Annotated in this window: 21 protein-coding genes and 1 tRNA gene; 15 read left to right on the forward strand and 7 right to left on the reverse strand. The window is 59.7% G+C overall.

The window, feature by feature from the left end; translation table 11 throughout:
• Nucleotides 1–7: 7 nt before the first annotated feature.
• Nucleotides 8–526 (reverse strand): DUF2271 domain-containing protein, encoded by a 519-nt coding sequence (locus Q9K01_RS05790; RefSeq protein WP_305929273.1) that lies wholly within the window; start codon nt 524–526, stop codon nt 8–10.
• A gap of 19 nt (nt 527–545) precedes the next feature.
• Complete coding sequence (locus tag Q9K01_RS05795; RefSeq protein WP_305929274.1) at nt 546–1226, reverse strand: PepSY-associated TM helix domain-containing protein; 681 nt, start codon at nt 1224–1226, stop codon at nt 546–548.
• 206 nt (nt 1227–1432) lie between these two features.
• On the opposite strand from Q9K01_RS05795, the gene Q9K01_RS05800 reads away from it, so the two are divergent.
• From Q9K01_RS05800 to Q9K01_RS05860, 13 genes are all read left to right on the forward strand, one after another.
• Complete coding sequence (locus tag Q9K01_RS05800) at nt 1433–1693, forward strand: DUF6894 family protein (protein ID WP_305929275.1); 261 nt, start codon at nt 1433–1435, stop codon at nt 1691–1693.
• Nucleotides 1690–2409, forward strand: coding sequence for a Crp/Fnr family transcriptional regulator (locus Q9K01_RS05805; protein ID WP_305929276.1), 720 nt, complete (start codon nt 1690–1692; stop codon nt 2407–2409). Before Q9K01_RS05800 ends, Q9K01_RS05805 begins: the two co-directional genes overlap by 4 nt.
• Before the next feature lie 170 nt (nt 2410–2579).
• Nucleotides 2580–2738, forward strand: coding sequence for a hypothetical protein (locus tag Q9K01_RS05810; protein WP_305929277.1), 159 nt, complete (start codon nt 2580–2582; stop codon nt 2736–2738).
• 101 nt (nt 2739–2839) lie between these two features.
• On the forward strand, nt 2840–3295 hold the full coding sequence (locus Q9K01_RS05815) for a CHRD domain-containing protein (protein ID WP_305929278.1): 456 nt from the start codon (nt 2840–2842) through the stop codon (nt 3293–3295).
• Between the two features lie 252 nt (nt 3296–3547).
• Complete coding sequence (locus Q9K01_RS05820) at nt 3548–5545, forward strand: site-specific integrase (protein WP_305929279.1); 1998 nt, start codon at nt 3548–3550, stop codon at nt 5543–5545.
• Between the two features lie 199 nt (nt 5546–5744).
• Entirely contained in the window at nt 5745–6428 is a 684-nt protein-coding gene (locus Q9K01_RS05825; RefSeq protein WP_305929280.1) for a helix-turn-helix transcriptional regulator, read from the forward strand.
• A gap of 188 nt (nt 6429–6616) precedes the next feature.
• On the forward strand, nt 6617–7045 hold the full coding sequence (locus tag Q9K01_RS05830) for a curli assembly protein CsgF (RefSeq protein WP_305929281.1): 429 nt from the start codon (nt 6617–6619) through the stop codon (nt 7043–7045).
• Nucleotide 7046: 1 nt separating this feature from the next.
• Nucleotides 7047–8060, forward strand: a complete 1014-nt coding sequence (locus tag Q9K01_RS05835; protein WP_305929282.1) for a CsgG/HfaB family protein — start codon at nt 7047–7049, stop codon at nt 8058–8060.
• A 484-nt stretch (nt 8061–8544) separates the two neighbouring features.
• Nucleotides 8545–10467 carry a beta strand repeat-containing protein gene (locus Q9K01_RS05840; RefSeq protein ID WP_305929283.1) on the forward strand — a complete coding sequence of 641 codons (1923 nt, stop codon included), beginning with the start codon at nt 8545–8547 and terminating at the stop codon, nt 10465–10467.
• A gap of 60 nt (nt 10468–10527) precedes the next feature.
• Entirely contained in the window at nt 10528–12069 is a 1542-nt protein-coding gene (locus Q9K01_RS05845; RefSeq protein WP_305929284.1) for a beta strand repeat-containing protein, read from the forward strand.
• A gap of 57 nt (nt 12070–12126) precedes the next feature.
• Nucleotides 12127–14466: a beta strand repeat-containing protein gene (locus tag Q9K01_RS05850; RefSeq protein WP_305929285.1), complete on the forward strand. Its 2340-nt coding sequence runs from the start codon at nt 12127–12129 to the stop codon at nt 14464–14466.
• 72 nt (nt 14467–14538) lie between these two features.
• On the forward strand, nt 14539–14982 hold the full coding sequence (locus tag Q9K01_RS05855; RefSeq protein ID WP_305929286.1) for a hypothetical protein: 444 nt from the start codon (nt 14539–14541) through the stop codon (nt 14980–14982).
• The gene (locus tag Q9K01_RS05860; RefSeq protein ID WP_305929287.1) at nt 14982–15764 is read left to right on the forward strand and encodes a hypothetical protein; all 783 of its coding nucleotides are present in this window, start codon (nt 14982–14984) and stop codon (nt 15762–15764) included. The genes Q9K01_RS05855 and Q9K01_RS05860 overlap by 1 nt, the downstream gene beginning before the upstream one ends.
• 1155 nt (nt 15765–16919) lie before the next feature.
• On the opposite strand, the gene Q9K01_RS05865 is transcribed toward Q9K01_RS05860, so the two are convergent.
• From Q9K01_RS05865 to Q9K01_RS05880, 4 genes are all read right to left on the reverse strand, one after another.
• Nucleotides 16920–17675, reverse strand: coding sequence for a 3'-5' exonuclease family protein (locus tag Q9K01_RS05865; protein ID WP_305929288.1), 756 nt, complete (start codon nt 17673–17675; stop codon nt 16920–16922).
• Between the two features lie 67 nt (nt 17676–17742).
• Nucleotides 17743–18324 (reverse strand): hypothetical protein, encoded by a 582-nt coding sequence (locus tag Q9K01_RS05870; protein WP_305929289.1) that lies wholly within the window; start codon nt 18322–18324, stop codon nt 17743–17745.
• 81 nt (nt 18325–18405) lie between these two features.
• Nucleotides 18406–18876 carry a hypothetical protein gene (locus Q9K01_RS05875; RefSeq protein WP_305929290.1) on the reverse strand — a complete coding sequence of 157 codons (471 nt, stop codon included), beginning with the start codon at nt 18874–18876 and terminating at the stop codon, nt 18406–18408.
• A gap of 129 nt (nt 18877–19005) precedes the next feature.
• Complete coding sequence (locus tag Q9K01_RS05880; protein WP_305929291.1) at nt 19006–19851, reverse strand: 3'-5' exonuclease; 846 nt, start codon at nt 19849–19851, stop codon at nt 19006–19008.
• A 369-nt stretch (nt 19852–20220) separates the two neighbouring features.
• On the opposite strand from Q9K01_RS05880, the gene Q9K01_RS05885 reads away from it, so the two are divergent.
• Both Q9K01_RS05885 and Q9K01_RS05890 read left to right on the forward strand, forming a co-directional pair.
• Entirely contained in the window at nt 20221–21117 is an 897-nt protein-coding gene (locus Q9K01_RS05885; protein ID WP_305929292.1) for a hypothetical protein, read from the forward strand.
• 185 nt (nt 21118–21302) lie between these two features.
• Nucleotides 21303–23588 carry a plasmid recombination protein gene (locus Q9K01_RS05890; protein ID WP_305929293.1) on the forward strand — a complete coding sequence of 762 codons (2286 nt, stop codon included), beginning with the start codon at nt 21303–21305 and terminating at the stop codon, nt 23586–23588.
• A gap of 204 nt (nt 23589–23792) precedes the next feature.
• Here Q9K01_RS05890 and Q9K01_RS05895 read toward each other — a convergent pair.
• Nucleotides 23793–23867: transfer RNA gene (locus Q9K01_RS05895), tRNA-Gln, on the reverse strand.
• Nucleotides 23868–23953 lie beyond the last annotated feature (86 nt).

The raw sequence follows: 23953 nt of genomic DNA on the forward strand, positions 1-23953 counted from the left end.
GCGCGGCTCAGCGCCTGGTGGTCAGGCGGACTGTTCCCAGTTCCGACTTGCCTTCCGCGCTCGCCGAGGTCGCGGCGCGCGGCGGCCATTGGAACGGCAGCGTCACGAGTTCGCGCCCTCCCACCTCGCGAGCGGCTTCGACGCGCAATTTGTAGTTTCCAGCGGGAAGATTGGCGAGCGGGCGGCTGCCCTGGCGATATGTACGGGCATGGGTGCCGGGTGCCTTGGTGGGCGCGCTGACGCCATTGGCGGGCATCGTCATCGCGCGGCCGGCGCGCCGCCACCAGGTCCGCATGTCGGGGAGCCATTTGGCGCCGTCCTCGGGCGACAGATTGCCATCGTACCAGACGTTGAGCGTGCGCACAGCCTTGCCGGCCTCGTCCTCGATCCAGATTGCCACATAGGGGCGGTGGTATTCGGCGACGCGCAGCCGTGGAATCTCGACGCTGACGGCGAGTTCCTGGGCTGCGACGGGGGCGGCGGCGAGGCCGCTGGCGGCAAAGGCGAAGGCGATCGAAACGCGCATGGGAAGCTCCCGGTTCGGGTCAGTGGGTGAGGAAGGCGAGCAGGAAGAGCGGGATCGCCACCCCCGCGCCGACGATGGGCCAGGTCGAACGCCGCTTCTTGGCGTGAAGCTGGAGCAGCAACAGTCCGGTCAGCGAGAAGATCACGCAGGCCGCGGCGAAGATATCGATGAACCACGACCATGCGATACCGGTATCCCGCCCTTTGTGGAGATCGTTCAAATAGGCGATCCAGCCGCGATCGGTGGCTTCGTGCACCACCGCTCCGGTGGTCCGGTCGATCAACACCCAGCCATCGCCGCCCGGCTGCGCCAGCGGGATATATAGCTCGATCTCGCTCCACTCGGGCGCCCGGCCGGAGACATCCACACCGGCTGTCTTGTCGAGCCACTCGGTCACGGGCGGGGGGATTGCAGTGCCCGCTCCGGCGCCCTCGGGCACGGCGGCGAGCGTTTCGAGCAATGCTGCGGGAAGCGTGTATTCCTGCGTCGCGATCTGCGGCTCGGCTTCGATCGATCCTGCATGGTTGAGCGTGATGCCGGTCACCGCGAAGAGGATCATTCCCACGAGGCAGATCGCGCTGCTCATCCAGTGCCAGGTGTGGAACTGACGCACCCAAAAGGCCGGGATTCGGCGCTTGCCCGGCTTGCGCGGAACGCTCCGAGTGCCGCACACCGGCTGCTGCGTCGCTTGCATATCCATCGGAAATTATCGTGCCCTGCTATTGCGAATGACTTGCATTTGCTTCGTCGCCTATCGCCCGATGGTCATGCCGCGTCAACCCTTTCGGCTCGTCGACCGAAACTTGTCGATCTCAGGCCGGTCTCAGGTGTCGAAATGGCGCGCAAGTGACATGCGGCGTCGCAGGGCTCGGGGAACCGTTGTAATCGTTAGGCTTTCTAAGCAGAATGCGGTTTTACTTCCATTTGCACAACGACGTTCACACCGTTGACGAAGAGGGTCGAGAGCTGCCCGATGCCGGCGCCGCTTTCGCCGAAGCCAGAGACGAAGCCCGCGCCATGGCGGCAGAAAGCGTCAGACATGGTACTCTGGATCTGAGCCACCATGTCGCCGTGACCGACGAGAGCGGCGCTGTGCTGTTCAAGGTGACCTTCGGCGAGGTTGTTGCGATAAGCGACCTGGAAGGAGAGCCCGTCGGGCAGACATGATCGAGAAACTCATCGCCACTATCCAGGAGCGCTATGCCTTTTCGGAGGAAGACGCTAATATGCTGCGCGCCCGGATGACCGAGACGCTGGAGTTCAAGCCGGGCGATATCATCGTCCCCGAGGGCGAGGAGATCAGCTACTCCTCGCTGCTGGTCGAGGGATTTTCATGCCGATCGAAATACACGACCGAGGGCTCGCGGCAGATCATGCAATTCAACATCCCCGGCGACTTCGTCGATCTGCACTCCTATCCTTTGGAGGTTCTCGATCACAGCATCACCGCCCTGACCGATTGCCGGATCGTGAAGCTCCAACACCGGGACATCACCCAGATCATCGATAGCAACCCGCGGCTGGGGCGGATCCTGTGGTTTGCCACGATGGTCGATGCATCGATGCATCGCGAGTGGCTTGTATGCTTCGGGGCGAGGGCGGGTGCGATGCGTGTCGCGCATCTGTTCTGCGAGATGTTTTATCGCCTCCAGGTCGTGGGTCTTACCCAAGGTAAGAGCTATCGCTTCCCGATCACGCAGGCGGATCTTGCGCAGGCCCTCGGATTCACGACGATCCATGTGAATCGAATGCTTCGCGAGTTGCGCGACGAGGGACTCGCGACATTTCGCAGCAAGGAGGTCGAGATCCCCGACCTCAAGGCTCTCGAGGGGCGGGCGGATTTCGATCCCGCCTATCTCTACCTGGAGCCCAGACATCAGTAGCGGGGTCTAGCGCACCCTGCGCCACTGGGGCCGAGTACAAGGGCATTGAGAGATGCTCGCCCGAGAACGTGCTAAGGACTGGTATCCAAAGCTTTTTTCCTGCTTTCGGAACCTTCGAAATTGCCGGCCCATTTTACCGATAATGCAAACCGATCGAGGAGCGATCTATCATGAAAAAGCTTACCACCACGGCAATTCTACTCGCCGGGCTTAGCCTGTCGGGCTGCACGGCGCTTCTCGGTGCCGGGGCGGGTGCCGCTGCAGCAACCTGCGCTCCTGACGATACCGATTGCGTCGAACAAGTCGAAGAAGAAGTCGACGATATCTGACGCGCGATAAGCTTCTGCCTTGCCCTGCAACCATCGGCCTTCCCCAAGCCAATCGAAGCTGATCCGGGGTTTTCGCCCGAGCAATTTGACTGGAGAGCCAGATGTTCCAAGAAATGATTAGAGCCGCTCCGGCAAGTGCGCTGGCGCTTGCCCTTTCCGCCTGTGCCACATCGCCTGAAGGTCCGGTCGGCTTCGTGGAAGCCTCCTACGATGCGGAACTCAACGGAGCGGCGGTCGTCGGAGCGGGCGATCCGGACGGATCCGCTGTCGCTCAGATAACGGTCACGAGAAATGCGGATGCAGTGTGTTACAACATTCGCAGCATCCGCGGCATCGGCGAAGCGACAGGGGCTCGCATCTATCGTGGCTACGAGGGACAGGAGGGCCCTGTCGTCGCGCAACTGCCGCGCGGAGGCGAAAGCGGGTGGAACGGCTGCATCAACAGCACCGAACTGGCGAAGGACTTGCTTCGCCCCGATCCGCCGGGGTTCTACATCCAGATCCAGACAGTCGAATACCCGGGCGGAGCGCTCCGCGGGCAATTGCGCTACGACTGATCGAGAGGGAGTCTCACGGAAACTCCCAGTGCGCTCGGTGAGGGCCGCTGAGCCACGATGACTCCATGATAATCCGCTGCTTGAAACGACGCGGTATATCTGCGGGCAATACCGAGGGAAGTGGCTGGGGTGGCAGGGACCCCAGCCGGAAATAACTTAAGCTTCTGAAACCTCTGGTTTCTTCCATTTATCCCGCCGTGGATGGCCCCTGTAGGGTGCCACGGCAGGGTGCCACGGAAGGATACCACGGCTATGTCCGGCATTCAGAACGTTACCCGCAAGCAGGGCACGTATTATTACCGCAAACTCATACGTTTAGGGCCTGATAAGCCTTTCCGGTTACGGATGTCCCTCAAGACTACGTGCCGAAAACGGGCAGGACTGCTCGCGCCGGCGCTGACCTTGATCGGGGAGAGGGTAGCGATGAACATGATGAGCAATATGGCGCGCGATGGCCTGACAGGCGCGCAGAGAGCAGAAATCTACCGCCGGCAGATGCTGGAAGAACGCGACCGGCTCGAGACGATGTATGCCAGCTTGCATATCGTGCCGCCCGAAGACCACGACGATATCGGCAAGGCGCTGTCGCTGCGGCTTGGGGCTAGCGAGATGGCCGCGCAGGATGGTGCCAAGAATGGAAAGGTCGAGGACTTTCTAATCGCGCACCTCGACCCCGACGATGATGAGGCGCCTGTCCTAATCCTCGCCTGGTCCGACATCGCGGCATCCATCGAGCATGAAGGCGCCGAGCAGGCCGCTATTGCACGGCTTGCCGAGATCGGCGTGGACCAGTCAGCGCTGCGTGAAGCAATGGCACGCAAGGTGATCAACGAAGCGCGGATCGTGGCAATACGCGAGTTCCGCGAGGTGCTAGCCAATCCGGGATCGGCTTACCCGGCGGTGCCGATCGGGGGATATGAATCAGCTTCCCAGGATCACGCCGCGCCGATAGCTCTCGCTTCGGCTGACCAATCGCAGCCGGTGGCCCCAGGTCCTTGGGCAACGATGACTCCGACCCAAGCCGTCGAAAAATTCTTCGAGCATAATCCGCGGACCGGCGGGGCGGATGGCACGGCGCGCAAGTCAGGCATGAAGCCGTGGACGGAAAAGACGCGCGAACAATTTCGACTGCCTGCCCAGTTTCTGGAGGAGGTTATGGGGGGCCGTCCCCTCGCCCAGGTGACGCACGACGATCTAGTGAAGCTCAACCGTTGCTTCGGGAAATTACACGGGGCCACGTTCCGCAAGGCCAAGAGGCAGCGCGAGATGACGATCCTCGAGATCGTTGCTGAATATGAGGCCGAGGTTGCCGCGGGGAAAAAAGCAACTGCGCGTCCTGAGAAGGCTAACTCCAACGGCTCCGGAATCGGCGAGAAGCAATACCTCACCGATGACGACCTCGGTCTCAACCCCATTACCACCAATCGCCATTGGGGTTTCCTCCGCCAACTGACTAATTGGTTCAGCGGTCATCAATCCCTGGCCAAACTCGATTATAGAGCATTTACGGTCTACGACGAACGCAACCAGCGCAATCTCCGCGCAGTTTATACCGAAGAGCAGGGCCGGGAGCTATTCAGCCTGCCGCCCTGGACAGGATCCAAATCGCACTCCCGGCGCATGCAGTCCGGCAATGTCCTCGTGCACGACGCTTGGTATTTCGTGCCGCTGATTGCCTGGTATTCCGGCATGCGCCGCGATGAAATCTGTGGAATGGAACTCGTCGACATCGAGGAATCGGATGGATTCTGGCTCTTCTTCATCCGAGACAACGCGACGCGCAGGATCAAAACGATCGGCTCGGAGCGCAAGTTGCCATTCGCAGACGAACTCATCCGGTTGGGCCTTCCCGAATATGTGAAGGCTCTGCGAGAAGCTGGCGAGACGCTGCTGTTCCCCGAACTGGCCGCCGAGAGCGGCAAGGGCACGATGGGCGACGCCTATTACAAAAGGGTCTGGGTCAAGATCGCCGCCGCGCTTCCGTTCGTCGGCGGAGGGCAGGGCGTCCATGCATTCAGGCATACCGCCATCGATTCCCTCAAGGCGGCGAAGATTTCGGAAGCGGTGGCCGCTGATTTTGCAGGCCACAAAACCCAAGGCGAGACAGGTGGCCGATATTCAAAGGCGCACATCCCTTTATTGAAGGAAGCAGCCGACGCCATTCCTGAAGTTACGAAAGATATAAGGCCGTTTCCTGTTAGCCTCCTTCCCGATCGGCTTCGCGGCCCAAGTAGGGCTCGCCGAAGATAAGGCACACGTGCGCTCGCTTGCCGTTTCGCCGCGCCTCTCTAGAGAAGGGCCTAATCCGATCGCAAGGTGCTGCTGGCCACTACAATATGGCAACTGCGTATTTGTCGGCATGAGAACACCGGGCCGATGCCTGCCCAGGGTTGCAATCTAAAAAATTACGGTTAACCGCATAGCACAAGAGGCATGGCATCAGTTCTTGATGACCGAACTCACCCTTCGGGTCGCACCATACGTCGGTCACATCGAGTGTCCGAATAGAAGCATGGCGAAGGGGCGTTCATTGGCGTTTGCAAACAGCGTTCGATCGGAGAGGGCCGCAACTTTCGATCTAGAGAGCACATTCGACCGATGGCTCGGTTCGCTTGATGCGCGCCCCCGTCTCGTGATCAATCGCGAACTCAAGATAGTTTGGCAAAGCAATAAAGCTGCTGAATTAATGCGGCAGCCCGTTCCCCTTCGTCTAAATGAGGGTTATCTCGGGGCAGATACTGACGCGGCCTTAAACGAGCTTGCTGAATTTATCGAGGGCGTAGGGGAAGAATGCTCAACCCTTCTTGTTCAAGGTAACGAGAGAAAACATTGGGCTATGGTGATGGCACTCTCGCCCCAGGAAGATCCCAGCCTGGTCTGCCTGATGTTGAATTTATCCGTTCCGCACCGTAGCGTCGAACAAAGTGGGCTAGCTAAAGCACTTGGTCTGACTGTCTGCGAAGCGAGAGTTCTCGATCAATTCTCTCGACTCAATTCGACGCGCGAAATTGCCGGTAATCTGGGGGTTTCGCTTAGTACTGTGCGAAGCCATATGAAGCAGATCCACTCGAAAGCTGGTGTTGGGTCGGCGGTTCAACTCACACAACTCGTGAGGGGATATTGCTCATGCTAGTCATTCGCGCGCTTCTGTCCCAGGTTGCGACACCAAAGTGACTTTCTCGCGGGCTCAATGATTCCTCCCCCACTTTGGGGATGCGAATCGGTAGGCCTTATATTAATTCCACGTTAACTCATTGATATCCGATAGCGGAGCGTTGAGCTGCCTGAGCGCATTGCATCGCTCTTGTGGAGGGGGTTTTAATGTTTTCAAGAGCGCGTTTGTCATTTCCAATAGCAGTCGCTGCGTATGCAGTTACGGTTCCCGCAGCTGCGCAAGATATCACCTATCAACCAATTGATCCTTCATTTGGTGGCAATCCGTTCAACTCGGCACACTTGCTTGGAATTGCGAACGCGCAGAATGACTATAAGGATCCGACCTCCACGCAAAATAGCTCGCAGGCTGATATTTTTGCTCGCCAGTTGCAGTCGCGGCTCCTCTCGGCGCTCTCATCACAGATCGTGAACGCAATATTCGGTGAGAACCCTCAAGAGAGCGGAACAATCAGCTTTGGCGGTCAGACCATCAATTTCGTTCGTAGTCTGACCGAGGTTACGCTGACCATAACAGATAACGACACTGGTGAAGTAACGACAATTGTCATCCCCACCTTCATTGAGGTCGATTGAAATGCGGTCCGTGCTTTCTAAAACTGCATGGATAACCTTGGCGGCTCTTACGCTGGGCGCATGTGATACGGTGACCAACTCAGGTCGCACTGCATTTCCTGAGACTCGGCCTCAGGCTTTCATCCCCGACAGAACACAGACACAAACCTTGCTGTCTGCTCTACCTGCTCCGGACCGGCCCGTTGCCGTCGCTGTCTATGGCTTTTCAGACCAGACTGGTCAGTTCAAGCCAGTTGAGGCGGGGCAGACACTTTCACGTGCGGTAAGCCAAGGTGGAGGCTCGATCCTCGTCAAGGCACTCCAAGATGCCGGCAACCGGCAATGGTTTACCATCGTAGAGCGTGAGTCGCTCAGGAACCTGTTAAACGAACGCCAGATCATTCGCGAAATGCGTGAACGCTATCTTGGTGAGCAAGGGGTTAATCCTCAAGCGCTTCCGGCACTGTTATTTGCTGGCGTGCTTCTGGAAGGCGGAATCGTCGGCTATGACTCCAACACGGTGACCGGGGGAGCAGGTGCTGCATTCCTCGGGATTGGTGGTCGCTCCGAATATCGTCAAGACACGGTGACCGTCTACCTGCGAGCCGTTTCGGTTCGAACCGGCGAAGTGCTTACCACGGTGACCGCGTCCAAGACCATCGCGAGCCAATCTGTCGGCGCCAATGCATTTCGCTATATCGCCTTCAAGGAGCTGCTTCAGGCCGAAATCGGGTACACGACCAACGAGCCCGACCAGGTCGCTCTTCAGCAGGCCATCGAAAAGGCCGTCTATGGCCTGGTACTCGAAGGCGTCGACCTGAAACTGTGGAATTTCGCCGATACGGATGCCGGCTGGCCGCTGCTGTGGGAATACCGCCAAGAGCGCGACGGCAAGATCGACGAGGCTGAGATGGCCGAGGCGCTGCGCAATGCGCCGCCGATGGCGCCGCAACGGATCAAGCGCAGCGTTCGTGGAGACGAGGCCGATGGGGACAGAGTTCTCGATCGCTCGCAAGGCGGACGACTGAGGAATTGATTGCAGCCGATTGGCGGTGATCAACTGATCAGGCATGGAACCGGACCTGCCTGACGATTGCCAAGGGTTCCGGGGGCTTTGAATTTGCGGTTGCAGCCGCGTTTCAGGGTCGGTGCAAAAGGAAGGCGCGCCGGAGTTGCAGCTCCGACGCGCCAGGAATGACTGAGTTGCGTGTGAGACAACCAGGTCGGTGTCTGCGTCATTTGCGCAGAACAGACATGGTTATGTATCTCCGGAAGGAGTTTGACAACCATGGTGAAGGGCCAAAGCCCCGGATTGGCTCCGGTTGCTGCATCAGCAGCATCGAGAGCTCCCCAAACCAAGCTCCTGATCGAGAAGCGCACTGTCACGGGCATTCGCCCGCGACGGAACGAACCACAAATCGAGGCCCGGCAAGGGTCCGCCTCACGTCGCCAAGCGAGATTCCTCGCCGGGCGCCGGGCCGCACGACACGGACTGAACAATCTCTTTGGGAGTTTTTGAAATGAAGAATATTTTCCTTAGTTCGGTTTCAGCGGCTGCGCTGCTGATCGCCGGACCCGCGCTTGCTCAGAGCAATACCTCTGGGGTCACGCAAAGCGGATCAAATCAGGACGCAGAGGTCACGCAGACCGGTTCGTTCAATGGCAGCACCGTCATGCAGAGCGGCAGCGGCAATGAAGCCGATGTCACGCAAAGCGGCACCAACGCCACATCGTCGGTCGAACAGTCGACTACAAACTCGCAGACCGCTGACCGCAACAACCGCGTCACTGTAATTCAGTCCGGCGATAGCGCCGATTCGACGGTTGTGCAAAATCCTGGCGTTGGCATCGACAACCGCAACCGTGTCCTGGTCGAGCAGGATGGCGACAACACCTCCAACGTCACGCAGACCGGCACCGCCAATGGCGCCGAGGTGCATCAGGGAGGCGGTGCAGACAACCAGTCCACCATCAACCAGGGCGGTTCGCTGAACTCCGTGGGCGACGCTGTAGACGAAACCGCCTCGGCCGGCGTGACTCAGTTCGGCAACAGCAACATCTCGACGATCGACCAGGACCCGGCGCAACGCGCGGTGGCGAGCGCTTTTCAGAGTGGAGACGCCAACACTTCGGCTATCCGCCAGGAAATAGCGGCCGGCGCTTCGAGCAGCGACGCTTCGGTCGCGAGCGTTTCGCAGACCGGCACCGACAACGCATCGACAATCAACCAGTTGAGCGGCGTCAATCCGAGCCTGCTGTACGCCACTGTCATCCAGAATGGTGATGGCAATGACTCGACGCTCGACCAGTCGGGAGCGCAGAACGAAGCGCTGGTGACGCAGGATGGCGATCGCAACACGTCGAGCGTGAGGCAGACCGCTCTGGCACCCGGCGCCGACGCGCTGGTTGATCAGGATGGTGAGCTCAACCGCTCCAGCGTCATCCAGAACGCTGCCGCCGAGGCGGACGTAAGCCAGGTCGGCCTCTACAACGAATCGAACATCACCCAGAACGCTGGCGGAGCCACTGCCATGGTCAGCCAGTCTGGCGATCCGGCGTTCGGCGGCATCGGCACCGCGCAGGGTGACAACCTGTCGAACATTACACAGAACGGTGCCTCATCCGCGAATGTGACGCAGCTTGCGAATGTCACTACCGACGGCTTCCCATCCAACAGCTCGGACATCCTGCAGGACGGTGACAACAACGACGCGATTGTCGACCAGACTGGCAACAATCACGTTTCCGATATCCGGCAGCTGGGCAGCGGCGACTTTGCCGACGTCACGCAAACGGGGCTGGCGAACACGTCGGACATCGAGCAATCGGGCAACACCGGCAACGAGGCGTTCGTCGTTCAGGGCGCATCGCTCAACAACTCGATTGTCAGCCAGGCGGGCTCGTCCTCGCTTGTCGACATCGAGCAGATCGGTACGGACAACGACTCGACTGTTAACCAGTTGGTCGGCAGCACCAACAATGCGGCTTACGTCGCGCAGGCTGGCGATGCCAACAGTTCGCTGATTACGCAAACGACGGCGGGCTCCCACACCGCAAATGTCGATCAGTCCGGTTCGAACAACCAGTCGACGATTTACCAGCGGGGGCTGCTCAATGATGTCGGAGACGACCTGCTGGTCGGCGTCGATCAGTCGGGCGAACGGAATGTCTCCAAGATCAACCAGAGCGGCCTGACCTACGGGTCTGCCTCTGTCGATCAGTCCGGCGACGACAACAAATCTGACATCGACCAGAACGGGAAGTTCCTCGATGCGGTCGTCACTCAGATTGGCAGCGACAACGTGTCCGATGTCTTCCAGCGGGGCCAGCATAACTCGGCGACCGTTAACCAGTATTCGGACGGCAACGTGTCGAACGTGACGCAGAGCGGCACTTACAACACCGCAACCGTGACCCAGGGCGGCACGCCTGGCGCCAATTGACTTAACGGCCGGCGTCCCCGCGGACGCCGGCCAATTCGTTTTAACTCAAAGGAAATCGAAATGAACAAGATCATCATGGGCTCGGTCTCGGCCATCGCCCTCCTCGCCGCCGCTCCCGCCTTCGCGCAGAGCAATACTTCCGATGTCGACCAGAGCGGCAGCGGCAATGGCGCGACCGTCGATCAGCTCGGCTCTGCCGGCGACTCCGACGTCGACCAAGACGGGACCGACAATACGGCTTCAGTCGAACAGAATGGCGCCGGCGACGATTCGACCATTGCACAGACGGGCGAAGGCAACGACGCCGATGTCGCCCAGACCGGCGGCGCAACCTCCTCCGTTGCGCAGTATAATGCCGAAAACGACGCACCGTTGGTGGGCAACACCGCTACGGTCGACCAGGCGGGCGCCAGCACGTCCGACCTGCGCCAGCTGGGCGAGAATCTCAACGCCACCGTTACCCAGACTGGCGATGGCAATGATTCTTACTTCGACCAGGGCGGTCCGCCGCCACCCGAAGCGAACAAGGAAGGCGATTCCAACACCACCGGTTTCGTCACCCAGACCGGCTCCAGCAACGTGTCCAACCTGCGCCAGCGGGCCGACAACGCGCTCGCAACGGTCACTCAGGACGGCACGGGCAACGATTCGACCGTTTTCCAGGGCGCCGGCACCAATAACCAGTTTGACGAGAACGGCGACAACGCAATCGCCAGCGTTTCGCAAACCGGCGAGGATAACAGGTCGGTGCTTAATCAGGGCAATGACGACGTGACCGCATCAGTGACCCAGGACACTGCCGGCGTCCCCTCGGGCGGCTTCCCCGCCAACGACTCGCTCGTCACCCAGAACGCGCGGTTCGGTAACGTAACGGTCGAGCAGACCGGCGTTGGCAACCAATCGACTGTCAACCAGGGCACCGCCGGCCGCTCCTCGGTCGCCAATGTCAGCCAGACCAACATGACCGGCGGAGCGCTGAACACCTCCTCCATCACGCAGGCCGGCGTGCGGGCTCGCGCGGACGTCGACCAGGAAGGCGAAGGCAACTCGTCGAGCATCGCGATGAGCGGCGACCGGTCGGAGGCTGGCTTCCAGGCGGACGTGAACCAGCTGGGCAATTCGAACCAGTTGATCATCACCCAGAGCGGCGACAGCCTGGCGTTCGTCGATCAAATCGGCGACCTCAATCAGTCGAACGTCAATCAGAGCGCCGCTTCGACAGGATCGACGGCAGACGTGAACCAGTCGGGCACCAGCGGCATTTCCGACGTCGACCAGCTCGGCGCGGGCAATACGGCCACGGTCAACCAGCTGTTCGACAGTCTGTCCGAGGATTCGAACATCCAGCAGACCGGCACCAACGGCGTGGTGACCGTCAATCAGAGCGGCGAGTCGAACGACTCCGACGTCCTGCAGGGCGGCGATCTCAATCTGGCTGAAGTGACGCAGGAGGGTTTCGACAACACCTCGCTGATCACACAGGGCGGATCGAGCAACAGCGCGACTGTCTATCAGTACACCGACAGCAATACCTCGACCATCACGCAGGGCGGTAGCGGCAACGCTGCGACCGTGACCCAGGGTGCGCCGGGCGTTCTCTAATCCAGCGAAGGGCGGCGGCCTCGTGTCGCCGCCCCTTCCTCATTCGAGGCTACAGTCATGAAAAAGATCATTCTTTCAAGCGTCTCGGCAGCCGCCCTCGCGGTCTCCGGCCAGGCCTATGCACAGTCCAACACCAGCGACGTGACCCAAACCGGCAGCGGCCAGTCGGTCGACGTCACCCAGACCGGCGCCAATAGCTCGTCGGACGTCGACCAATCGGGCAACGGCAACCTTGCCGTGGTCGATCAGGGCGCGAGCACCAACAATGCCAGCAGCGACATCGACCAGACCGGCGGCAACGAGCGCGCCAGCGTGATCCAGGAAGGCGGCGCCGCTTCCTCCACGATTGCCCAGTCGAACGGGGCGCAGAACGCCTCGGTCTACCAGAACGGCTCGAGCACCTCGTCGATCGCGCAGAGCAACCGCTACAACGAGGCGAGCGTCAATCAGGTGGGCGACGGCAACACCTCGTCGGTGATCCAGAGCGGCGTCAACGGCGCGGCCGGCGATCCCGACAACATCTATGGCAGCGCCGACCCGTTGTCGCTGGCCGGTGTCGTTCAGAACGGATCGGACAATGAGAGCACGGTTTTCCAGAGCGGTGATAACACCAACGCCTTGGTCAACCAGAGCGGGACGTTCAACGTCGCGTCGGTCAACCAGGCGGGCAACTTCGCCAATGCCGACATTGCGCAGACCGGCAATAGCAACAATGCCACGGTCGTTCGCCAAAGCGCCCACGGCACCGGTGACGGCTCGCCGGCTAGCTCGCCGGTCGTGCCTGACGTGAACGCGGATGCCTTCGTGATTCAGACCGGCGACGACAACGAAGCGACGATCACGCAGGATGCTGTTCCGGCATACGCTTCCGTCACCCAGATCGGCAGTGGCAACGAGTCGATGATTGACCAGACCGGCACCGCCCAAGGGGCGTCGGCCATCACCTCGCAGTTGAGCGATGACAACACCTCGCGCATCACCCAGAGCGCGGGTGCGTCAGCTACCGTAAGCCAGGATGGAGGAACCAACGGCCTTGGTTCTCGAACTTGGGACGGTTCTGACCTGCCGCCGCCGAATGGCGTTGGTGAGGCGTTCGCCAACAACGTGTCGCTGATCGACCAGTCGGCCGACGGCGCATCCGCCACGGTTGGCCAGAACGGAATTCTCAATCGTTCGAGCATCGACCAGAGCGCGGCGGCTTCGGTCGACGTGACGCAGAGCGGGGTCTACAACACCTCGGTTGTGGACCAGACAGGGGCTGCCTCGGCGGTCGTTGATCAGGGCAGTGTCGCCCCAGGCGATTTCGCCCGCAACGCTTCGCGCATCACTCAATCCGCCGGCGGCGCATCTGCTGATGTGACTCAGCGCGGATCCGACCTTGCCCTGCCGGCGAATGCTCCCACCAACGTTTCGCTGATTGATCAGTCAGGCGCATCGAGTGCGATCATTTCGCAGACCGGCGACGAGAACCTGTCGGACGTCAACCAGTCAGGCGATGCCAACTTGGCCGATGTGACGCAGGACGGCACCAATCTGACCTCGGACGTCAACCAGTCAGGCGACCTCGTTCTGGCGACGGTCAACCAGACCGGGTCCAACAACGGTTCGACAATTACCCAGACGGGTGCCCTTAGCGCCGCCGACGTGACGCAGAGCGGGTCGGACAATACTTCGACCGTCACGCAGTCGTCGACTGTGCTCAGCGGTGCCGTGGTTAATCAGAGCAACAGCGGCAACAGCTCGACTATCACGCAGCGTCCGTGGGGCGGTCATCAGGCCAACGTCCTGCAGACCGGCGCGGATAACTCGTCGACCGTCGATCAGGGCGGCCTGTTGAACGAGACCGGCAGCTTCGTTGATGAGACTCAGAACGGCGTGATACAGGCGGGTGACGACAACACCTCGACGGTGACGCAGCGCGGCGGCTTCCAGACTGCTTATGTCGAGCAGATCGGGGACAGCAGCACCTCGACGATCGATCAGGGTACGAATGGCGGCTTCCTCGGCTTTGGTGCGGGGATCTCGCAAGATGCTAGTGTTCTCCAAGCCGGGGCCGATCAGTCGTCGTCGATCACCCAGCGCGGAATTGACCAGACCGCATCGGTGAACCAGTCGGGCCGCAACAACGACTCGATCATCAGCCAGGGTGGAAACTTCGGTGATTCGCACTCGGCCTTGGTGATTCAGAGCGGTGAGGATGGCACTTCCAGCATTCTGCAGAGCGGGAGCAACCAGACCGCGACGCTCACCCAGTCTGGCATCGAAAACGACTCGTTCATCACCCAGTCGGGTGCCGATCACTCGGCCACAGTGACGCAGAGCGGGACCGATGCTCTCTCGACCATTACCCAGAGTGGCAGCAACAATGCGGCGACCGTCATTCAGAGCGGAAGCTGAGCCAAGGCGGCGGGGCGCCGGTCGGCGCCCCGCCATTGGCTGTTCGACGCTGAATAGAGTAAGGACAGGAACATGAGCACCCGGATCTTCCGTTATCTCCCGTTCTTCGCCGTGGCGCTTGGCGCTCCGGCGGCTGCGCAGGCCGCGTCCGATGTCTGCCCCCATCTAAAAACCGGAGAGAGCGCCATGGCCGACGACGCGCAGGGCCGCACCACTATAATTCGCACGGGCGAGGGCCATACTGCTACTGTAACTCGCACTGACCCCGATGGCACCGTCCACATCGAGCAGCATGGCCGCGACCATGCTTCGGTGGCCGTGCAGTCGGGCAGCGGAGGTTCGCTCCGCGTTGCCCAGTCCGGCGCTTCGGCGCAGGCCGACATCTCGCAGGGCGGTGAGTGCAACGCTGCCGAGCTGAGTCAAACTGGCGCTAGTAATCGAGCCGCCGTCAACCAGTCGGGCAATGGCAACCGCGTTGTCGTTCGTCAGGCTCCCGCAATAGAGAGAGACGATTAATGCGCTCTGTTTTTCCGCTGCTAGGGGGTATAGCCACTCTAATCCTTCTCCTTGCCCCCTCGGCGGCTATCGCTGGCGACGGCAACCGTGACGGAACCGATAAAGGCGCTAAGGAACACGTTCCGCCAGGTAATCCTTGCGGCGACGGCCCCGGTGTCGGCAAGGGCAACCCATGTGGGGGTCAGCCGGGTAACACCGGCCTGCAGGGCAATGCTGGTAATCGGGACATCAATGGAAGAGACGACGATCCCGCGCCGTTCACCGTCGTGCGCGGCGGCGGAAGTGGTGCCTTTATCACTCAGATCGGTGAGGATAACTGGGCGACTATCAGGCAGTCTCGCAACAGCCAGTATACTTGGATCGATCAGGATGGCGCACGCAACCTTGCGGCCGCTACACAGACCGGCACTGGCGCACACTACGCCCTCGTGGAGCAGACGGGCGACGACAATCAGGCGACACTAACCCAGTCGGGCGAAAGTACGCAAATCGCTTACCTTCTTCAGAACGGGGCGAGTAATCTGATGACGGTCACGCAGAACGAAGGGCTACTTCCCTCTGGCGTCGAAGCGGTCCAGATGGGCGACAGCAACACGATGTCACTCACCCAAAACGGCGAGAACAATATGGCACGGTTGACCCAAGCCGGCTCTGATAATGACATGACCGCGGTCCAGAATGGAAACAACCAGCTGACCTGGACGCAGACAGGCAGCGGTTTATCCGACCTTCAAATCACGCAACCAGCTGGACAAGTTCTACTGGTTACACAGTCGCGATGAACCGCTGGGCAGCCTCGGCCCTCGGAGGGCTGTTTGTTGTAGCCGGTGCCACCTTGGCCGCAGCGCAGGAAACCGGGAGCCGCACTCGGCTCGACGAATTTTCGGTGGCACCGGGCGACGGATCACTCGGTGTCGAACAGGTTTCTCCTAGACCTGAGCCGGTTCAGCCCGAGCCGCAGATAAGGGATCGGTCAATCTCCGGCTCGCCCATGCCTCGGCGTAGGTCATTAAGCCCCGATCAGCTTTCGGATAATGATCAAGGCTCATTCCAATCGCAACTGAGCGACGGCTCGAATTCGACCACTCCGATACCTGCCGCGGGATCTACCCCTGCAGACAGTCGGCCACAGGGAGTAACGCGCCTTGTAGGTTCGGACCGCTGCGATCCGCAATTGCCCGAGCGGGACTTGGCGCAATGCCTCCGCATACTTGAACTGCGCGCGCAGGAATTCAGCGCGCCGGCTCCACCTCAGCTGAGTGCCGAGCAGTCACTTTTGGCGAGCCGATCGGACGACGAGCTAGCAGCGGTTAGCATGGGCAGGAATCGTATCAGATTTGCGACGGTTCAAGAGCCAAATGCAGACCTGGATAGCAATCAAGAACTCGCATCAATCTATCTCGCCCTTCCCGCCGCACCTCCGATTCGCCAGCCGGACGAGCTTCCCGAAGAAGCTGCGACGTTGGCGGACATAATTGTCGCTATCACGCAAGGGGCGCCTCCTCCTTCGCCTAATTGATCCTTAGTTCCAGGAGGGGCCAGAGTAGCATCGTTATTTATCGTTGATCGGCACCTTCCGCAGCAACGATATCTCCGCGAAGGTTCATCCGGTTGAGTATCGGGAAAAAATCCACCCCTTATCGTGAATTCTCGCAGTGGCGCGGCGAAACGCCTCTCGCCAGTAAATCCTTTTTATTTTTAACGTCTTCGCCGCAGGACGCCCGCCGGTCAGGTTGTGTGAACCCGTCGGGCCCGGCTAATTTCGCTCCTAAGCGGCGAGGTCGGATCTCTAGGCCAGTCGCTCCGCCATGGTTTGACGCAGTTCGGTTAGCGGGGCCACCATGCGCGTATCGTTTGCCGGTGCGACGCAGGAATTTGTCTGCGAGCTGGAGTGCTGCAAAAACTGCGTCGCCTACTTCTCAACATCCACTTGGATGTCACGCTGCCCGAGGTAGCCGAGCCTCAATGACCGAGAGTAAGATGGCTTGCTCCCGCCGCAAGATAGATGCGGCGACTGCATCCGGTCGCTGACGCAGAAATGCTGCGAGAAGCGCAAAACATGCTGGAGGAATTCGCAAGCCTTGGTGACCTTGCACGCGCCGCCATGCGATCAGCGCCATAGCCGTCATCAATGTGTCGAGCTCGCAATGGTCGATGCCGGCTTTCCAGTCGAGATTGTCATGCGCGAACTGAGGTTCGCTCTTATTGCGCAGAACTGCCACGGGCATTCCCATACGGATCATGATCTCGCTGAGGTGGTGCCAGGTCTTCCCGAACCCCTTCATCGCGGCCGACAGATCGAGATGTCCGGGATGTTCTTTCCGAGGACCGAAGATCTGCTTCAACTGCGGAGGCAGCGCCAGATCGTGAGCCATGGCGGAAAGTTCCAGCACCTTCGCGTCGACCGCGCTGCCGCCGTAAGTTACCAGATCGCGATCGCCGCAAGCGCGCAAATCGTCGAATACGGCAGTCAGCATCGCTCCTTCGTTCTGATGCTCGGTGGTATAGGTGCGCAACCTCCCGACGGAGATCCGGCCGAGGTCATCGATGGTCAGATCGAGGAGTGAAGCGATGGCTATCGTCCGCGCCGCGATCCGAACTCGCTTACAATCCTTGTCGATCTCTTCGTAAGCCTCCGCGAGATATCGGTCGAAGAGCATTTCGCAGTCGAGGATGGTGTAGGTCTTTGTCATTGTGGTGTCCTTCCGGCCGCGCTGGGCCGTATGTGTTGGTGATCAGAATTGCCGCGTGAAGCGGCGGTCAAAAGGGAATCGGCCGCACCCGGTCGAGTTGGGCAAAGGCCTGGTATGCAGCGACTAGGGCTGGACTGTCCGGCTCGTCTCTGAGGACGAGCGTGAGCCAAGACAGCCAGATCGCCTGAGCCATTTCGGCCGCGTGGCTGGCACGGGTCGCTTCGTCGGACTCCGGCCTTGCGATATCGATATCGTATTCCGCTGCGACGGCACGGATGGCGAGTGGGTTGATACGCATGAAGTGCGCGCGCCGGTGTCGCCGGTCGCGAAGGATGGGAAGGGCCCGCTGCTCGCGCGCATCTATGTCCGGGTCTCCGAACGCGATCATTCGACGGACACTTGGTCCTCGAACCGCGGCCAGCGTATCGGTGCGTTTATCGACCAGGTGCAGCATATCAATACCGGGCGAGATGTAATCTCCTGGTTGATAGGCGAAGTGATGGCGCGCGAACGTCACGTCGCTGTCCGGCTTGAGCTGGACACTGAAGGCGCCGACCGCCCGGATCGGTTGCGCTTCCTCGCCGCTGTTCCTGCGGTAAACGAGCGAGAACGCCACCAACCGCTGGGGGTGCTGTAAGAAATTGTGCATGGAATATGTCCTGAAATGCAAAGCGGGCGACATCCGTAGATGCCGCCCGCTTTGTGGTGGGATTGTTGAATTGCTGCGCGGTCAGGCCGCTTCGTGATAGCCCGTATAGCCGTCCTCGAATTGCGCGGTTCCCTGCTCGATCGCGCGCTCGATACGACGCGACGGCGCGCACGCTGATGCTGTAACTTCGCCAGCTGATGTCAGCTCGAACATGGTGCGACGATCTCCCGAGATGAGGACGAAGGGTGCATCGTCGGACAGTCGTGCGATGTCGACGGGCACGAACTGAACTCCGAGTGGATGCCGCCGGATAACGGCCAAATTCTTGCAACGTGTGCTTACAGGATCTGGCCATAGCGCGACCACGGTGGTGTCCCGCGCAAGCACTACCTTCTGGGCAAGCTTGATCATGCGGAAGTCTGTCGGATTGACCAGGCTATCAAACTGGTTGGCTTTGACGGCAGTGCAGCCGCCGAGACTCATGGCAACCATGAGCATCGAAAGGTGAAAGCGGCGCGAACTGGCGTTCGCACCGTCATGGGCATCATTCATTTCATTATCCTGTTTCTTGAGTGATGGCGTGATCGCCAGAGCCTTTTTTCCGATCTCCCGGAATGCTCACTTCACCCTTTGATCAATGGAACCGGGCGGCCATGGAGGCCGCCCGGTCATTTGCCTTGGTCAGCGCTTGTAGCGCGTGGTCCAGGTCACCTGCTCGATGGCCGGCTTGTCGCGGAATGGCCGGAACGCCTGGTCATACCACTGCTCTTCGGCTGCACGGGCCGAGTGCGGAACTTCGGTCCACCAAACCCGACCATTGGAATTCCAGCGCCATCCGCGGTCCTTGATCCCTTGCCGGTATTCGAACGGCAGCCCAACAGCCCGGAAAAGCCAGGTCGGCCTCTTTGCATGGGCGATGCATTCGCTCAGCAAACTGTTGCCGGTTGGGGTTTCGACATTCAGCAGCGACAGCAGGCTTGCGACATCGGCCAGGGCACGGTGCTTGATCGGATTGAACAGCCCGGCTTGCATCAGCAGGTGATCCTGCTTCTTCCCGTCGAAGCCCCACGCGCTCCAGTCGGCATTTGCCACCGAGCAGACCCACGGCTTGTCCTGCAGGTCCGGTAGTAGCGCTTCGACGAACGGACGATCATGTGCGCAATTGTGTGCGACGATGACATCAACCGCGTTCAGCCGTTTGGTGACATGATCGACGTTGATGCGCTGCCCTGCCAGCATCGCGTCTGTCAGTCCGGTGAGGTCTTGGATTTGCGGTGTAAGTGGTCGCCCCGGATCATTGAGGGCCTCGCCTTTGCCGGCGACCCGCACGATACGTCCGTGTGCGTCGATCTCGACGAAGGCGACGGCGATCTCGATCACATTATGCAGCCTGGGATCCAGGCCTTCGGTTTCCGTATCGACGACGGCGATGGTCCTGATTGGCAGGACAGGATCGGCAAGGACAGGCCACCCGTCCAATGGCCTGACGCGCGATAGGCAGATGCGTTGGTCATCTGGATCGGCCATCAGTCTTTCAACAGCGGAGTCTCCGCTGGCAGCGTTGTGCGTATTCATTTTTCACCTCGATGGTCACGAAGTGGCAGAGAGGCTTTTCCCCTCCTTCACCATCTTCACCATCAAGGCCCATTCGCGCTTCTCACCGGGTTTCAGGGGCTGCGAACCACAAACCTTTGAGAAATGCGCGTTATTTCCGATTAGAAAGTGTTTTCGCAAAGTTGCGTAACTTCAGATGCTTACAGGCAGATTCTGAGTGAGACGAAGTTATCTACTATACAGTTTTCAAGGAGATAACCTGTTTTGCTAAATTCAGCACATCGTCGATCTTGTTCGTAGTCCTATAATTCTGATCAGATATGATCGAATAGGACTCACTCAATGTCGTCGTCTAAGAAAGCACCTTCTTACGAAGAAACGAAAGATTTCCTGCGGAGCCTATCTCCGAAAGCCTTCGCCAGCCTCTCCATTCGTGAGTTTAAGGCAGCCATGGGCGAAGGAAGTCTTGGGACATATTATGATTACAAAACTCGATACGAACTCGAGGTTCTTCATGGGAGTGGAACAACCAGCCTGATAGCGTCGATCAAGCATCAGCTCGACGCTCACAACAAGATCGTCGGATCGCTGCTTTTACAGCTCGAAATGCATTTCGACCGCGCGCCAGAGCCGGATCCAGCAGCACCGCCCGTCGAGCATGATTATGCTCACTATGAAGAAGTGTATGGATGGGGGCCTGTGGTCAATGCCAATGAAGTCGGCCCACACGAGCCCGCTCCGCCAAGGCCGTTCTACCCGATAAAGCATGAATGGTGGCACGACGACGATACCGATCCCCGTGCATATGATGCTGAGATGGCTGCGATCGCCCGAGGCAGCGTCGCACGGTTCATGGACGAGGCCCAAGAGCCTGCAGAAAGTTTTACCGCGGCGATGGAAGCCGGGTTTGGTCGCGACCTGGCTGCTGCGTCCGATGCTGAGGCGTCCGTTGTGCAGGGGCAAGAGCTAGCTGAGGCCGATGCGACTGTAGCAGGGGGCGCTCTTTCTGGTCCTCAGGACGAAGCCACTCCCGCGCCCGCGGCGAGTGTTGCTCCCGTTCTGAAAGCGGCACAGCCGCACGGAACAGCTTCTGCTGATCTCCTAGGTTCAGATATCGATCCATCACCTTCTCGATCGCAAGGCGCTGCTTCTGCCGAAGCAAGCGCAACGCCGCGATCGAATGCGGGCGAGCCGCAGGAAGGTGATCTATCGCAAGATGGCTGGTCGGCAAATGTTTGACGTTTGCCGCTTCCTTGTTGCCGCTGTGCCCAGCGGCAACTGCCTTGACCGCATTCCGGTCAAGGCAATGACCGATGCCTCCGTGCATCGGCGAGCGGGGCTAATTCAACGAATTAGCCCGGAGTGAGTGTTTATGGTCAATTCAATCAGAGGATCCGAACGCGTTCGGCGAACAGGTAATATCAATGGCTGAGGGAAAACACTACGCTATTCTGCGCACCGAGAAGATCAAGACGTGGAAGCATCTGGCAGCAGTCGGAAAGCACAACAACCGCCTTATCCCTGCCAACACGGTGCCGGGGGCCATGCCGCCAACGGAACTTGTACCGGGACCGGACGACCTCACCGAACGCGTTCGTGCCAGGCACAAGGAGCTGGGCGTGGCGCATAAGAAGGAGAAGGTCATCGCGATTGAGGTGCTGATGACAGCTTCTCCTGAGTGGTGGGCCGCTGCTGACGACTGGCAGAAGAAAGAGTTTATCGAGCAGAGTGCGAAAAGCCTGCACGACAAGTTTGGCAAGGGCGTTGTCTCCATCAGCGTGCACACCGATGAAAGCACACCGCATATCCAGGCGGTGGTGGTGCCGGTCTATCGGGACATCGTAAAGAAGAGGGGGCGGAAGCCGACCACGCAGGAAGGCATTGCGAAGCGTGCCAGAGAAGAAGCTGCTGCGCCGCGGGTCTGGCGGATTTCGTATCACAAGGTTCTCGGCGGCAGTCCGGAAGTGCTCGCGGCATACCAGACCGAATACCACTCCTACGTGAAGCATCTCGGGTTGGCACGGGGGGAAGATACCGTCGGCAAAGGTATCAAGCACACGACCCTGAAGGATTACGCTAAGCGCCTTGAGGCAGAAAAGGACCGGTTGGCTGCCTTGAAAAAGCAACTCGTGGACGAGCGCGAAGAGTTTGAAGAGGACAAGTTGTTCTTCGAGGCTGCAAGCCAGCGCCTCATCGATGACCTGCAGATATTTCGAGCCGACAAGGCTCGGCTTGATGCACGGGAGAGGCAACTGAATGAAAGAGCTCAAGAGCTTGACGAGCGCGAAGGATCTCTGAAGCAACTCGCGCTAGGAACGGCCAATCGCGAGACGAACGCGCAAAGGCAGTTCGCGGAAGCTGAAGCGAAGGAAAGCGCGGTCGCTTTACGCACTGAGGCCGTCGAAGCCGGCTTGCGAAACATCGCAGTTCGAGAAACCGCACTCCTGAAATCTGAACTGTCGTTGACGGAGCGAGCAGCACAGCTGGGTAACGCGGAAACCGCAATGGTGGGCCGAGAAGATGCTGTCGATATTCGCGAGACACAGATTTCGATCATCGCCGACATGGCCTCCGGAAAGGGCGGGGCGCACTGGAAGCGGGGGGAAGAACGACCGACGATGGCCGCAGAGACCGACGAGCAGACGAGAGCTGCCGTCGCAGCAGCGTGGCCGGAAAAGTTGAGACTCGCGGGAATAGCAATAGCGACCATGGTCGCGAGGCGATCTCGTATCGCGAAAACTATCGGCTGGGTCCGCAGAGCGCTTCGCCTAGCGCGCATGAAGATGGATCAGGTGAAATTGCGCGAAGAGGCCGTGCAGCGCAATGAGGCTGACCTGCAAAAACGAGAGCGTGTGGCAGATGGGCGCGATGCGGAGGCTGAGAAAAAAACAGAAACTGCCAACGCATTGCTGACTGCCGGCGAGCGCTCGAAAGCAGAAGCGGTAACGGAGCGCGTCAATTTGGCTGCGCATCGCAAAACTGCCGAGGACGCTATCCGGACTCTGAGAGACGAGACTTCCTCCGCTCGAGCCGCTCGCGCCCAAGCAGTGCGCGATGAGCAAAACGCTAAGGCCCAGACAGCGTCCGCACGAGGCGAGCTGGCTGGCGTGATCCAAGAGAAAGATGACGCGCGGGCCGAAATTGAGGGGCTGAGGACCGAGAAGGAGGATCTCGTCAAAAAGCTCTCCAACCTGACCGGTAGCGTGACGCAGCTCAGCCAGGACAAGGCTGTGCTGTCAGAGGAACTCCTCTCTTTGCAGGCGGAACGACAGGCACTCGCGCTGTCGCAGGCAAATTTGCTTGCCGACCAAGAGCAATTGGCTGCCGACAGGAAATTGTTCGAAACTGAGGAAGCCAAAAGCATGCGTGCCCGAGAGCTTGTCGTGGGGGTGTTCGACAACCGGCATTCGCTGGAAGCGGGTCGGGATTGCTTCGAGCTTAAAGCGCGTGATCCTTCTCAGCTTAGCCAGCTGATCGATGAGTCCGAAGTGCCGACGTGGTTCATGCCGCTTGTGCAGACCATCACTCGGCTTCAACACACGATCGTCCGCGCAGAGGATGCCGAAACGGCCTTTCTCAAAGCAAAGGTAGAGGTTCTGAAGCACTATCCGGCTCAGGAAAAGGAGCTCGCGGCAAAGATTCCTTCGCCCCCGCCGACTCGTAATCGCCACAATCAGGGGGCCACTATCGATCCCAGTCTCGGACTTTAACGCGAACAGCTGTCCCCTGTGCGTAACCTTGTGGATGATTCGGCGCACCCGGTGGGTTTCGCCATCACCGACTTGCATCTCAAATTGCGCCGATTCATGGTGTTCAAATCGAGACCACGGCAGGGTGCCACGGCAGGGTGCCACGGGGTTTCGACTCGCAGGGAAACCAGAGGTTTTTCAGTCGCTTAGGTTAAGGGAAATAGCTGGCTGGGGTGGCAGGGATCGAACCTGCGAATGCCGATACCAAAAACCGGTGCCTTACCACTTGGCTACACCCCAGCACGAAGGCGCCCATATAACGGCTTGCGCGGCGATGAAAAGGGTCAACGGCTCGTTGGCTGCCGCAACAGGAGGGGAGCCTCGGG

This window comes from Qipengyuania benthica (assembly GCF_030717865.1).
GTDB classification, from domain to species: Bacteria; Pseudomonadota; Alphaproteobacteria; order Sphingomonadales; family Sphingomonadaceae; genus Qipengyuania; species Qipengyuania benthica.